Here is a 14157-nt window from a genome sequence, read left to right as displayed (position 1 = left end):
ATCATCTTCAAAGATTGAAAATGATATTCCATTCAATGTGCCTCTAATTAGATCATTAAGAATCAAATAGTTAAAAAATTATGTCTTAAATATTGTTCATCGGGTTTGATGGAGTTGTTCTTTCAATTTTTTACAAAAAAATGAATGCGTAGTCTACGACCAAAGCATGATTGTTTGATTTTTTAAAGTATAGTCATACTCAAGATATAACATAAAAAATGATCAACCAAGGTCAATAACTCTCGTGATGAGATGCATAATCAAGGAAGAAAAAGATGAATGAAATCTATCCAGTACCAGAGCTATTTAAAAAAACTGCACGAACCACGGAAGAGCAGTATTTCGAACGTTATCGACAGTCAATTGAGAACCCAGATGAGTTTTGGGCTGAAGCGGCACATAAACTTGACTGGATTAAACCTTTCACTCAAGTCAAGAACACCAACTTTGATAAAGATCATTACAAAGTTGAATGGTTTGCCGATGGTCAGCTTAATGTTAGTGCGAATTGTCTTGATCGGCATTTAAAAGAACATCCACACAAACCTGCCATTATTTGGGAAGGTGATCATCCATCTCGGCATAAAATTATTTCGTTTGAAGAGTTACACGATGAAGTGTGTCGTTTCGCCAATGTTTTGAAAAAGCGTGGCATAGGCAAAGGAGATCGCGTGGTTTTATATATGCCGATGGTCTCTGAGGCAGCAATTGCAATGTTGGCGTGTACACGTATCGGCGCAGTGCATTGTGTGGTGTTTGGTGGTTTTTCACCAGACTCATTGGCGAGTCGAATTGAAGACTGCCAAGCTAAATTGGTGATTACCGCAGACAGTGGTATGCGTGGTGGTAAACCGATTCCATTGAAAGAAAACGTCGATGCAGCATTGGAATTAGACGGTACAAGTTCGGTAGAGCATGTGATTGTGGTGCATCGCACAGGCAACCCAATCACGATGAAGGAAAATCGTGATCTGTGGTATCACATGGAAATCATGACAGTCACTGATGTTTGTCTACCTGAACCGATGAATGCAGAAGATCCACTTTTCATTCTCTATACCTCAGGTTCGACAGGGAAACCCAAAGGAGTGTTGCATACTACGGGTGGCTATTTAACCTATGTAAATACCACATTTAGAGAAGTATTCGATTTAAAACAAGATGATGTGTTTTGGTGTACTGCCGATGTTGGTTGGATTACAGGACATTCTTATGTGTTATATGGTCCTTTATCTAACGGGACTACCACTTTAATGTTCGAGGGCATTCCCCAATATCCGACGTGGGCACGGACAGGACATATTGTGGATAAACACAATGTTACCATCCTCTATACAGCCCCGACTGCGATTCGCGCGATGATGCGAGAAGGGGATGCATTTATTCGTGAGAGTAATCGTAGTAGTTTACGTCTGCTTGGATCTGTCGGTGAACCGATTAACCCTGAGGCATGGAATTGGTACTACACGGTGGTCGGTGAAAGCCGCTGTCCAATTGTGGATACATGGTGGCAGACTGAAACGGGCGGTTTTATGATTACCCCGCTGCCAGGGGCGACAGCACTTAAACCGGGGTCTGCAACCCGTCCATTTTATGGTGTGAAACCTGCGTTGGTTGATGCTGATGGTCACGAAATTGAAGGGGAAGCTGAAGGTAATCTAGTGATTAAGGATTCTTGGCCAGGACAAATGCGAACCATTTGGGGCGATCCAGAACGCTTTATTGAAGCATATTTCTCGACCTACCCAGGGACATATTTCACTGGTGATGGGGCAAGACGAGATAAGGATGGATATTACTGGATCACAGGGCGTGTCGATGATGTGCTGAATGTTTCTGGTCATCGTCTAGGGACAGCAGAGATTGAAAGTGCTTTGGTGGCTCATGAGCATGTTGCAGAAGCAGCGGTTGTGGGTATGCCACATGAGATTAAAGGGCAGGGCGTTGCAGCTTATGTCACCTTGCAAGCAGATACGCCTGAGTCAGAAGAATTGCGCAAAGAGTTAGTGCAATGGGTGCGCAAAGTATTGGGCCCTGTTGCGACACCCGATGCGATTTATTGGGCACCTGCTTTACCTAAAACGCGTTCAGGAAAAATCATGCGGCGTATCTTAAGAAAGATTGCTGCTGATGAGTTAGATAGCTTGGGTGATACGTCGACTTTGGCAGATCCACAAGTGGTCGATCAGTTAATTGCTGAGGTTAAGTCACAGCATTAATTGATTTTAAATCAGTCTTTATTTAAATACCGCTAGATAGACTAGCGGTATTTGTATTTATTGGAATATAGACAGCAAGCATTGTGATAAAGCCAAAGATTGTATTCTGATATATTTTCTGCACATGAAATACGGTATAACAATATGAATGCTCCCCAAAAGAATATTGCGCAAGATCCAATTCAAATCGCACAGCAACTTGCTCAAACTTTTGCAAGCACCGCAGCAGAGCGAGATAAACGAGGAGGCAATCCAAAAGCCGAGCGTGATTTAATTCGTCAAAGTGGTCTTTTGGGGCTCTCTATTCCTCAAGAGTTTGGCGGTCAAGGAGCTAATTGGAAGACGATTTTTAAGACCATTCAAACCATTGCCCAAGTCGACAGCTCACTCGCACACGTCTATGGTTTTCATCACTTACTCATTGCTACCGTACAACTTTTCGCTCATAAAGCACAATATGCTTCATGGTTCAAGCAGACAGCGCAAGACAATTTATTTTGGGGAAATACCTTAAACCCATTGGATCGTCGTACGACAGCAACACAAGTGTCAGCAGATGAATTTATCTTTCATGGAGATAAAAGCTTTTGTTCGGGCTCAATTGATTCTGACATTTTGTTATGTTCAGGGTTTAATGAAGAGAATAAATTGCTTATCGGGGTGATTCCAACTCAACGTGATGGCGTGAGTTTCTTAGGTGATTGGAATAATATGGGGCAACGCCAAACGGACAGCGGAACCAGTCATTTTGAACAGGTCAAAATTCATCAAAATGAATTGCTGTTAAATCCAGGTCCTTTAAGCACACCTTATTCGAGTTTAAGACCTTTGATTGCTCAATTGATTTTTGTTCATCTCTTTTTAGGTGTTGCAGAGGGTTCATTTGACGTTGCGCGTGATACGGTACAGACACAAAAAGCATGGTCAAAATCTTTGGCTGAAAATGCAGTAAATGACCCATTTACCCAAAAGCATTTTGCTGAATTCTATGTTCAGCTTGAGGGGGTTCGATTATTGGCAAATAAAGCTGTTGAGACGTTGCAAAAGGCTTGGGAGGTTGGAGAAGGTCTAAATGCAGAACAGCGTGGTGAAGTCTCAATTGCGATTGCTACAGCAAAAATTGCAGCAACGAATACATCGCTCTATATCACACAGAATATATTTCAAGTCATGGGCGCGCGTGCGACCACGGCTCAATTGAATTTAGACCGTTTCTGGCGCAATGTGAGAACTCAAACTTTGCATGATCCGATTGATTATAAATATCAGGAAGTAGGGCAATGGGTACTGACAGGCAAAATGCCTGATCCAAGTTTTTATTCATAATCCTATCTGATTAAGAAAGCCCCGCAGATTTTAATCGATGATCACGTTGGGGCTTGTTATGTCTATATTTTTTAATTTTGACGCTGATGAATATTTTCCAGCGTATCCACCATCGTACGAGTCATTTGATCAATTTCGTAATTGACTTCATCGCCGACTTGCACATTTTTCCACGTGGTTAAACGCAATGTTTCAGGAATGAGATCGATTGAAATTTGATTGGTCGCTCGATCAACTCGATTGACCGTCAAGCTACAACCATTCAATCCAATGAAGCCTTTAAGGAAAAAGTATTTGATATTGCCATCTGGAATTTCCAGATCAATATGCATGGTTTCGCCATGACGAGTCACGGCTTTGACTAAAGCAGTGCCTTCGATATGTCCATAAAGATTATGACCACCATTTTCCATACCGACTTTGGCAGAACGCTCAATATTAACGTCATCACCTGCTTTTAAACTTTTAAGCGTAGTCAATTTTAAGGTCAGATCTAAAACATCAAAATGGGCTTGGTTGGCATCTAGATCAATATGCGTTGCGGTTAAACAAGTTCCATTGATTGCCACACTTGCACCGATAAACACATCATGAAAAAAATCATGCTGATTGGAAATCACCAAAGTGCGATAACCTTCAGCTTGGCGAACGTCGATCATTTTTTCTAAACCTTGAACAATACCTGTATACATATTTTTAAGTCTTCTTAAATCCTTAAAAGGATGAATTAAAAGCTAAGCACTTGATGGATAGCCTTGAGTATATGCCACCATCCTCGTTGCTTTCTAGTCAGTTAGAAACATGCGATCGGGCAGAGCTGAATCGATTCACTTTAATTGTTTATACCTTGGATGAATCATGCAAATTCGGTAAGAAAAAGGTGAGTAAACCTAACAAAGGCAAATAAGAGGTAAATGAAAATACCCATGCAATACCTTGATGATCTGCAACATAACCTAAAACTGCCGCTGCAATCCCACTAATGCCGAACATCAGACCAAACATCATGCCAGAGACCATGCCTACACGACCGGGCATCGCTTCTTGTGCATACACCACCATGGCTGAGAATGCTGATGACATGATCAAACCTGCAAGCATGGCAAAGATGCATGTCCACAAAAGATTGGCATAAGGCATCAACAATGCAAAAGGGGCCATTCCTATGAATGAAACCCAAATCACGGCTTTACGACCAATGCGATCACCTATTGGACCTCCAACAAAGGTACCTAAAGCGACAGCACCCAAAAATGCAAATAAATACAATTGTGACTGCTGCAGAGACAATTGAAATTTATCCATGAGATAGAAAGTATAGTAATTACTGATGCTTGAAATATATGTAAATTTGGCAAACATCAAAAAGCAAATTACGGTTAATGCTGTGATGAACAGATGTCGTGGCAGTTGAATTTGAGCCGAGACAGTAGATGTTTTTTGTTGATGAGCAATTGTAGTTTTCACTGTCCATTGACTGATTTTAAATAAAACCACAATGGCGAATACGGCAATCACAATTAACCATGCAGCCGATGCTTGCCCACTTGGGACAATAATCGCTGCAGCCAATAAAGGCCCAATGGCAGAGCCACTATTTCCACCGACTTGGAAAGCTGATTGCGCCGTGCCGAATTTACCGCCTGAAGCCAAACGTGCAACTCTAGAAGCTTCAGGGTGAAAAGTTGAAGAACCGACACCAATCAGTGCCGCAGCTAAAAGAAGTACAGCAAAGCTTGGTGCGAAAGCCAGTAACACAATCCCACATAGCGTCACGCTCATGCCAATTGGGAGTAAATAAGGTTTTGGATGCTTATCTGTATAAAACCCAACCCACGGTTGTAATAATGATGCTGTGATTTGAAAGACCAGTGAAATGAGTCCAACTTGAGCAAAACTTAAGGCAAAATTTTCCTTTAATAAAGGATAGATGGCTGGCAATGAAGCTTGGATCAAATCGTTGAGACAATGTGCTAAAGCAATCGCAAAAACGATATGAATCGCCATTTTCTGTGGCGTATTCGAGTGTGTGCCTGAGGGTATTGCCTCAGTCTTGACAGAAGAACTCATAGCTTGGCAATTTTTGAATAATCTCAATGATTATAAAGTGTTCTAGGTGATGAAATGTAGATCATTATGAGGTGATACATTCAAATTTAAAAAAATAGATTTAGAAAAAAATCCCCTAAGCCGAGCCTCAGGGGAAATTTGCTACTGCTTCAGGACTTTCTTATTTTTATCTCAATTTATTTTTTGATGTCAAAACTTAAATAACAGAGTATCTCAATATACATTAAGCGGACTTTGCCGTGATTGGATTGGATTGAGCTTGTTCTAGCTTACGAACCAAAGGCAGTACTTTTTCACCGAAATATTCAACTTCTTCAATGAAGTGTAGGAAGCCTCCAAGAACTAGATCTACACCAACTGATTTAAGTTCAACAATACGCTCTGCAATTTGCTGAGGGGTACCAATCAGATTGGTTTTAAAGCCATCGTTATATTGAACGAGATCCTCAAAGGTTGATTTTGCCCAGTTGCCTTCGCCTTCTTTGGTTGAAGCACCAGCCTCTTTGGTGGCATCACCAAAGGCTTTGACTGCTTCTACATTGGCACTGTCAATGATATCTTGAAGGACTTGCTTTGCCTCCTCTTCAGTGTCACGAGCAATAATGAAAGCATTGACCCCAATTTTGACATCATGATGATTTGCTTTGGCTTTTTCACGAATATCATCAATTTGTTTTTTGAGTTCACTAGGAGTATTGCCGTTGGTGAAGTACCAATCAGATACACGAGATGCCATATCACGTGCAGCGCGTGAGCTACCGCCTTGGAAAATTTCAATATGAGGTTTTTGAAGAGGTTTAGGCGATAAAGTGTAATCTTTGAATTGGTAGTATTTCCCGTCAAAACTAAAATTGTCTTCAGTCCAAACGCCTTTAAGCGTGCGAATAAATTCTTCCGAGCGTTCATAGCGCTGATCATGCTCAGGCCATTCTTCACCAATCGCATCAAATTCACCACGGAACCAACCACTCACCACGTTGATGGCAATACGTCCATTGGTTAAATGATCGATGCTTGCCAATTGTTTAGCGGCCAAAGCAGGCTTCCATGGACCAGGTAGAATCGCTGCGATCACTTTCAATTTTTCAGTTTTTGCCAGAATACCGTGACTGAAACTCACCGACTCATGTTGATTTTCTGCGTTATAACCCGCAGTGAAACGAATTTGCGTAAGCGCATATTCAAAACCACTTTTTTCCGCTGCTTGCGCCAATCGAACATTGTAGTCGTAACTCCAGTCAGTTCGTTGCTCAATATTACTGACCACGAGTCCGCCACTGACGTTTGGCACCCAGTATGCAAATTTGACCGCTTCTTGTTTTAATTGTGACATGACGAGTCTCCAGAAATATTGATCTAAAATTTATAATTTAAGCAACTTGTGATTTAGGCGATTTTGCATACAAACGAGATTCTGCTGCATCCAAGCTGGGCACTGCTGCAGATGGAAGAACTTCTTCTTGCTCGATTTGTTTGTTAATCCCTAGATTCTGATTGGCTTGCTGAGTCTTGGCTTTCACCACTTCTGCACGTTGCCCTTTTGCAGGTGCCCACTCTAAAATTGGGAGGGCACGTGCTATTGCAAGCGTAATACGGTCACGTAAGAATTCGCTATGAATGGTATATTCAGGCGTGAAATCACGATCTGTCGCATAGACACCAATCGGTAAGGTTTGCGCTTGGAAGAAGCTAAACAATGGACGAAGTTGGTGTTCAAGTACCAATGCATGACGATCACTCCCCCCTGATGCCGCCAAAAGTACAGGCACATCGACAAGGGCTGTTTGTTCAACAAAGTCAAAGAAATGTTTAAATAACCCTGTAAAAGACGCACGATATACAGGTGTTCCTACGATGAGAGCATCCGCTGCTTCTACTGCAGCTAAATCGTCCTGCACACGTAGAGGTAGTTGATTACGATAAATTGCTCCACCGAGTAAATTGCCAATCTCACTAAATTTAATAAAATGAACATTGATTGGCGTTGCTTCACCAAGCTCATCAAGGATCGCCTGAACCAAAGCTTCGGTTTTTGATGGATTATTTAAACCGCCTGATACGGCAACGATATTCAATGGTTTTTGTTGTAAAATAGTCATAATGGCAAACCTAAATAGGGTCTAAAAACTGTGTTGCCATCCATTAATCAATATTTAGTTTATCGTGTAAAATAAGCAAAATAAGATTAATTATCTGATTTTTAGATATGCCTAATAAGGTTGATTTAATTGCTGTTTTTTTAACATAAATAATTGATAATTATTGTTATATTTAAAATTTATAAATTAATATTTTTTCAGAATATATTTTATATCTAAAACAGATGTAGTTATCTGATAATCGTTTATTTATATTTAAATATGATGTTTGAAAATATTAACCTACAATTTTTCCAAAAATTCGTTAATATTTATATATCCTTAACAGCAATAGCACAGTTAGAATAAAGATTGTGTTAGAGATCTCTCGCGTCGCTTATGAATATTTTAATCGTTGATGATCATCCCCTGTTTCGTCATGCTTTAATTCAAGCAGTTCGTTACAGTTTACCGCAAGCCCAAATCCATGAAACAGCTGCTGTTAATGAGTTCTATGAACGACTAGAAAAAGGGCCTGAGCCCGATTTAGTTCTTTTGGATCTAAATTTACCTGGCGCATCTGGATTCTCTGCACTCGTACATGTGCGTGCACAGTATCCTTCTTTACCGATCATTGTTGTTTCTGCGCATGAAGAAGTGTCGATTATTCAGCGTGCGATTGCACATGGCGCAATGGGTTATATCCCTAAGTCTGCACATCCGAGCCATATTGGTGAAGCGATTCGTCAAGTACTTGAAGGTGATATTTGGTTACCGCCAAATTTGCCAGCGAATTTAAACTTCGATCCGCGTGCTGCAGATGAAACAGCGTTGGCTGAGCGTATTCAGTCTCTAACACCCCAACAATTCCGTGTCTTAATGATGGTGGCAGAAGGGTTGTTAAATAAGCAAATTGCTTACGAGTTAGATGTTTCTGAGGCAACGATTAAAGCGCATGTAACGGCAATTTTCCGTAAACTCGGGGTTCAAAATCGTACGCAAGCTGTATTGGCAATTAATGCTCTCAACATTGAAGAAAAACGCGTCTAATGTGAATCACATTATTCACGATTAAAAATATAGATATAAAAAAAGACCTCGAAAGAGGTCTTTTTTGCTGTTGGAGCAATAGTTTTAATGTGGCATTTAATCTTTTAGAATTTAAGCGAGACAATCCTGTTTGCCCATCAAATCAGGGCAACCCAATGGATTCAGCGCACATCGTAAATCATCAATTTGGTCTTGAGACACATAACCTTTGGCTTTGAGATAATCAGCTACACGTTCATCTCTTAAGCTTAGAAATGCAGCATCATAAACGGATAAATCTACAAAGAGGGCTGCTGTTTCTAAACTATTAAAACGATCTAGAAATACTTCATTTCCATACATGAGGAATATATGATCATAATCCGCTTGAGGGTTTACATTTAAGGTTTTTGCTAATGATTCAGGCGGTGTTTTGATAAACAGCAAATCTGAGATCTCATCAAACTGAGTCATATCTAAACTATTTTCACCCGTTTTAATTTTGCCTAACCATGCTTTAAACACCAAGACAGCACCACCGCGAAGCAGCATACTCCAAATTTGATGACGCGTTTCTTCATTGAGAGATTGACTATCATCGGCCAAAATTTGAATCAATTGAGATTCTTTTTGCGCTAGCTTATCAAATAGACCCAAACCTTGTGGATGGAATGCAGCTGGGCTAAAAATATCAAATTTCAGTTCTTCAAAGACCTGTAGTGCGAGGGGCACAGCACTTTGGTAAATATGTTCTAAAGCCTGTAAATGCACAGGATTCAAAGCAGAATGTGGAAAAAGATCTTGCCAGTTAATTTCAGGTAAAATTGAATTCGCACCATATTGACGGTGTAGTTCTTGAGCTCTATTGATTCCATGAGGTACAGCGGCTGAAATATTCATAGCAATTCCTTATTCAATTGAATCTGAGCTTGGTTCAATTCAGCATTTTTGAGTCGATGGTTTGATAAACGTAGGGATCCAAAAAAGCTATGGACGATTGAATCGCTCAGTGATTGAATACGGTTATGATTTATGCATGGTGCAATAGGAATAAGACTAAAGTTGTATGTTGAGTTTTTATCTCCAATAATAAATTAAAAAACAATAACTTATTTAAATTGTAAATATATATATTTGTCTTTGGTTTGATTTTTGAACGAAATTGCCATAGAAACTCATCAAAAGTCACTTTTAGCAAACTTACGAACTGCTTAAAGGAGCTGAATTGATGGTTTCTGCCACAGCGTCAAAATATGTGGTCAATGCATGTGTAGAAATGTCACATTTCGTATAAAAAGCCCCTATTTTTGTTGAAGAAAAACAGGGGCTAAATGTATCAAAATATATTTAAGGCACATCTATTTGGATGGCTATTTCAATGTCTATTTCAATGTCTATGGTCATGAACATTTCTACATCAAAGCTCACATCATGGTGAGATTTTTAAACCAGATAACCATGATCTTAAAGATGCAGGTTTCAATGGTTTTTTCAGCATGACAATATTCAGGTCTTTTAAACGTTGCGGTAGATCAGGATCAGAGTCTGCCGTGATTAATGCTACAGCTACATTGTCTTGACGATGCTCCACAATGAAATCTAATCCAATTTTTTCATTGTTGAGATGTTGATCCACCAACCACACTTGAATGTTTTCACTTTGAATGATTTCTAGCGCTTGTTCTGGTTCAGTGGCTTTAAACACTTGATAACCCCATTTGGTCAGCAAGGTACTCATGCCTTCTAGAATGGTTTCATCATTGTCTAAACATAAAATCTTATAGGCTTTGGTTTTAAGCGGTACTGCTTGTATAGGCGAAGCAACGACTTTAGGTGCTTCAACCACAGGGACCTCAATCATAAAACATGAACCTTGTCCGAGCTCAGAATACACATATACAGGATAATCTAAGAGACTTGTCATACGTTGTACGATGGCTAAACCAAGGCCCAAGCCTTGTTCGCCCCAAGGTGAGGTGTGTCCACAACGTTCAAACTCTTGGAACAGCTTAATCCGTTGTTGTTCCGCAATCCCGGGACCTGTATCCCATACACCGATACGAATATGATTAGGACGTTCAGCCGAACGAAGTACGCCCACGATCACACGACCTTTTGCGGTATAGCGTAAAGCATTGCTGACGAAGTTTTGAATAATGCGTCGAATCCATTGAGGATCAGTGTCAATCCAAAATTTCACATCGTGCACTTTAAACTGGATACCCCGTTGAGCTGCGATGGATTTGAACTGTAATTCTAAATCACTGAGTAAATCATGCAATGGATATGCTTGGCGCTTGGGTTGAATTGAACCCCCTTCAAGTCGAGCAATATCAAGCAGGGCAGAGAGCATACTCTCTGCGCCATGTAAGGCACGATCTAGCTGTTGTAATGTCTTACGATCTTCTTCAGTTTGTACACTTTGTTCTAATGCTGTGCTAAATAAGCGTGCAGCATGCATCGGCTGTAGTAAATCGTGGCTGGCAGCTGCAATAAAGCGACTTTTCGACATGTTGGCTTTATCTGCTTGTTCACGCGCCAATTGTTGTTCTGTTAAAGCATCTGCAAGCTGTTGGGTGCGATCTTGTACACGACCTTCAAGTAAGGCTTCATTTTCACGGAATGCCGTAATGTCTGCAAAAGTCGTTACGAAACCACCGCCTTCAATTGGATTACCACGCATCTGAATCACGCGACCATCTTTACGAATACGCTCAAATTCATGGGCACTACCGACTTTCATCCAACGAATACGCTTACGCACATGCTCTTCAATTGAACCCGGTCCACATTCTCCACGTTCAGCGTTATAACGAATTAGATCTGCAATTGGACAGCCGACGTAGACCAAATCTTTTGGATAATCGAACAAAATCAAATATTGATTATTCCATGCCACCAAACACATATTCTCATCGACCACGCTCACGCCTTGAGTCATGTGATCGATCATGGTCATAATCAGATTTTGATTAAAGCGTTGCCATTGTGAAGCTTGGTCGAGAATATTAGCAACTTGACCCAGTGCCAAGCCATTATTGACCATGGCTGTGGTGAGCAGTGTCCGTGCTGATGCCGCACCAATCGTTCCTGCTAAGTATTGTTCCGTGAAGCGCCACCACATACCATTGGCAGAGCTATTTTCATTTAAAATGACATTGTTGGATAAGCAGAACTGATTAAACGCATGAGTGGTTGGCCCTTCACCTGTAATACGTTTTGCAAGCGCGATCAAATCGCCCACTTTTAAACGTGCTACATCATGATGTAAATAACTGATTTCATTAGATGTACTTTGAGTCAATAAAGGCTTGGTTTCATAATAAAAGAAACTTTCAGCCTGAATTTGTTCTGCAATACTTGGGCGATAAATGCGTGAAATCCAAATATACAGAATAATATTTAGACCCAGTGACCAAATGACTCCATGCGTCAGCGGTGCGAAAGACTCAAAACCAAGTAATGCTTCAGGTCTGAGCCAGTCGATCTCCAATGGACCAAACATTAAAAAGGAATAAGTAAATTGATAATAATCGTCAGGTAAGCTACGCAATATAGTCGGGAACAACAGGGTATACGTCCACATCGCAAAACCAGTGATTAATCCTGCATAAACTCCTTGTCTACTTCCCCCACGCCAATACAGACCACCAATCAATGCTGGCGCAAATTGTGCTACAGCACTAAACGCCAACAGTCCAAAAACAGACAATTGATCGATATCATTAAAGAAGCGGAAGAATAAGAAGCCCAATAACATGACGGCTAAAATACAAATACGGCGAACCAATTTCAGCATCTGTGGAAGACGTTTATCGTGTCTCGACAATAAATTTAAACGCCATAGTGCAGGCATGATCAAGTCATTACTGAGCATGATCGACAGTGCCACAGAAGAGACCAACAGCATCCCTGTTGACGCAGAAAAACCACCCAGAAAAGCTAAAAGCGTCAACCAATCTTGGTTATAACTTAAAGGTAAAGACAGTACAGCAACATCTGGAATAGCTAAATATTCTGGTGCCGCGTGTAAAGCCCAACTCGCAATTGGAATAATCGCTAACAGCGTCAAAATTAAATAGGCTGCAAACCAGCGACGCGCGCCACGAATATGTTTTTCATCACGCAGTTCAACCACCGCAACGTGAAACTGACGCGGTAAACAAATAATCGCTAAACCAGCAAGTAGCGTTTGAATCCAAAATGTATCAGGGACACCAAACAGCTGAACCTCATGGAAGGTTTTAGTGACATCTTTAGAGACCTGAATAATATTTTCAGGTGAATCCAATAAGAAGAATAATGCAACGCAAATGAGTGCAAATAATTTCACAAAGGATTCAAATGCCACAGCCAGCATGAGCCCACCGTGCTGTTCGGTATTGGCAATCTGACGTGTGCCAAACATCATGGCTAAAATCGCAAGTACACCTGTCAGTGCTAAAACACCGTTAGTCGTGGTACTCATGACGCCTGCATTTTGCTCCAACATCACGGATGCACTCAATGCAATTGCACGAAGTTGTAGGGCCAAATACGGAATAATGGCAATGACTGCAAGGATGGTGACTATTGAAGCCAAAGGGCCACTTTTGCCATAACGCGCAGCAACAAAATCCGCAATCGATGAAATGGCATGATGCTGCCGCACACGCCCAAGACGACGCCAAATGTCATAGCCTAGACCGACAAAGAGTAAAGGTCCAAGATAAATAGGGAGGAAAATAATGCCTTCACGAACAGCTGCGCCCGTTGCGCCGTAAAATGTCCATGATGAGCAGTACACCCCTAATGTCAGGCTAAATAACAGCATACGACCGCGCGGACTCAGTCGACTGGCATGTTTTTCACCAAAAAAGGCGCAAACAAAGAGTATGAGGATATAAAGGGCGAGCACCCCAATGATCAACCAGCTGTTCATATGACACACACATTAAATTCTGAGGACATAATACCGTATTCGTGAACTTCCGCGTTCAAATTGATCGAATTTAAAAGACCAAAGTCTAAGTTACGAGTTGTATTAAAAATTGTTAATTTGCATCATGAAATAAAAAGATTAAAAAACCGCCATTAGATGATGGTAAACGGAGAAAATATTATGGATGAGAGACAGGTAGAACAGATTCTACAAAATCCTAAATTCAAAGAAATGGTTGCGAAAAAAAGTACGCTGAGTTGGACGCTTACCGCGATCATGTTGTTTGTTTATGTTGGCTTTATGTTACTCGTTGGGTACAACAAAGAATTTCTATTGAGTTCAGTGAGTGGTGGCGTAACGACTTGGGGTATTCCACTGGGTCTAGGCATTATTGTGTTGTCGTTTATTTTGTGTGGTGTGTATTCATATATTGCCAACAACAAACTAGATCAGCTCAATCAAGATGCAATGCGTGAAGTTGAAGCGATCACTCATGAAAAAGGACCACACTGAT

At 40.8% G+C, this 14157-nt stretch carries 10 protein-coding genes; 4 read left to right on the top strand and 6 right to left on the bottom strand.

Features of this window, described 5'->3' with window-relative positions; genetic code table 11:
• Positions 1–275: 275 nt before the first annotated feature.
• Together acs and AC5YCE_RS05375 are read left to right on the top strand one after the other, a co-directional pair.
• Entirely contained in the window at positions 276–2219 is a 1944-nt protein-coding gene (acs, locus tag AC5YCE_RS05380) for an acetate--CoA ligase (protein ID WP_496171328.1), read from the top strand.
• A gap of 144 nt (positions 2220–2363) precedes the next feature.
• Positions 2364–3545: an acyl-CoA dehydrogenase family protein gene (locus AC5YCE_RS05375; protein ID WP_496171327.1), complete on the top strand. Its 1182-nt coding sequence runs from the start codon at positions 2364–2366 to the stop codon at positions 3543–3545.
• A gap of 71 nt (positions 3546–3616) precedes the next feature.
• On the opposite strand, the gene AC5YCE_RS05370 is transcribed toward AC5YCE_RS05375, so the two are convergent.
• From AC5YCE_RS05370 to msuE, 4 genes are all read right to left on the bottom strand, one after another.
• The gene (locus AC5YCE_RS05370) at positions 3617–4237 is read right to left on the bottom strand and encodes a riboflavin synthase subunit alpha (RefSeq protein WP_496171326.1); all 621 of its coding nucleotides are present in this window, start codon (positions 4235–4237) and stop codon (positions 3617–3619) included.
• A gap of 148 nt (positions 4238–4385) precedes the next feature.
• Positions 4386–5615 (bottom strand): MFS transporter, encoded by a 1230-nt coding sequence (locus AC5YCE_RS05365; protein WP_496171325.1) that lies wholly within the window; start codon positions 5613–5615, stop codon positions 4386–4388.
• Between the two features lie 223 nt (positions 5616–5838).
• Entirely contained in the window at positions 5839–6948 is a 1110-nt protein-coding gene (gene sfnG / locus AC5YCE_RS05360) for a dimethylsulfone monooxygenase SfnG (protein ID WP_496125419.1), read from the bottom strand.
• A 37-nt stretch (positions 6949–6985) separates the two neighbouring features.
• Positions 6986–7714: an FMN reductase gene (gene msuE, locus AC5YCE_RS05355; protein ID WP_496171324.1), complete on the bottom strand. Its 729-nt coding sequence runs from the start codon at positions 7712–7714 to the stop codon at positions 6986–6988.
• 378 nt (positions 7715–8092) lie between these two features.
• Between msuE and AC5YCE_RS05350 the strand changes: the two genes are divergently transcribed.
• Positions 8093–8743, top strand: coding sequence for a response regulator (locus AC5YCE_RS05350; protein WP_496125417.1), 651 nt, complete (start codon positions 8093–8095; stop codon positions 8741–8743).
• A gap of 111 nt (positions 8744–8854) precedes the next feature.
• Here AC5YCE_RS05350 and AC5YCE_RS05345 read toward each other — a convergent pair whose 3' ends face one another.
• Together AC5YCE_RS05345 and AC5YCE_RS05340 are read right to left on the bottom strand one after the other, a co-directional pair.
• On the bottom strand, positions 8855–9622 hold the full coding sequence (locus AC5YCE_RS05345) for a hypothetical protein (protein WP_496125416.1): 768 nt from the start codon (positions 9620–9622) through the stop codon (positions 8855–8857).
• Positions 9623–10151: 529 nt separating this feature from the next.
• On the bottom strand, positions 10152–13643 hold the full coding sequence (locus AC5YCE_RS05340) for a hybrid sensor histidine kinase/response regulator (protein WP_496125415.1): 3492 nt from the start codon (positions 13641–13643) through the stop codon (positions 10152–10154).
• A 180-nt stretch (positions 13644–13823) separates the two neighbouring features.
• On the opposite strand from AC5YCE_RS05340, the gene AC5YCE_RS05335 reads away from it, so the two are divergent.
• Positions 13824–14156, top strand: coding sequence for a DUF485 domain-containing protein (locus AC5YCE_RS05335; protein WP_496171323.1), 333 nt, complete (start codon positions 13824–13826; stop codon positions 14154–14156).
• The last annotated feature ends 1 nt before the right edge of the window (position 14157 follow it).

Source organism: Acinetobacter sp. CY79, assembly GCF_059515845.1.
Note: the sequence above shows the minus strand (reverse complement) of the source record. Positions and strands in the feature narration are given on the sequence as shown.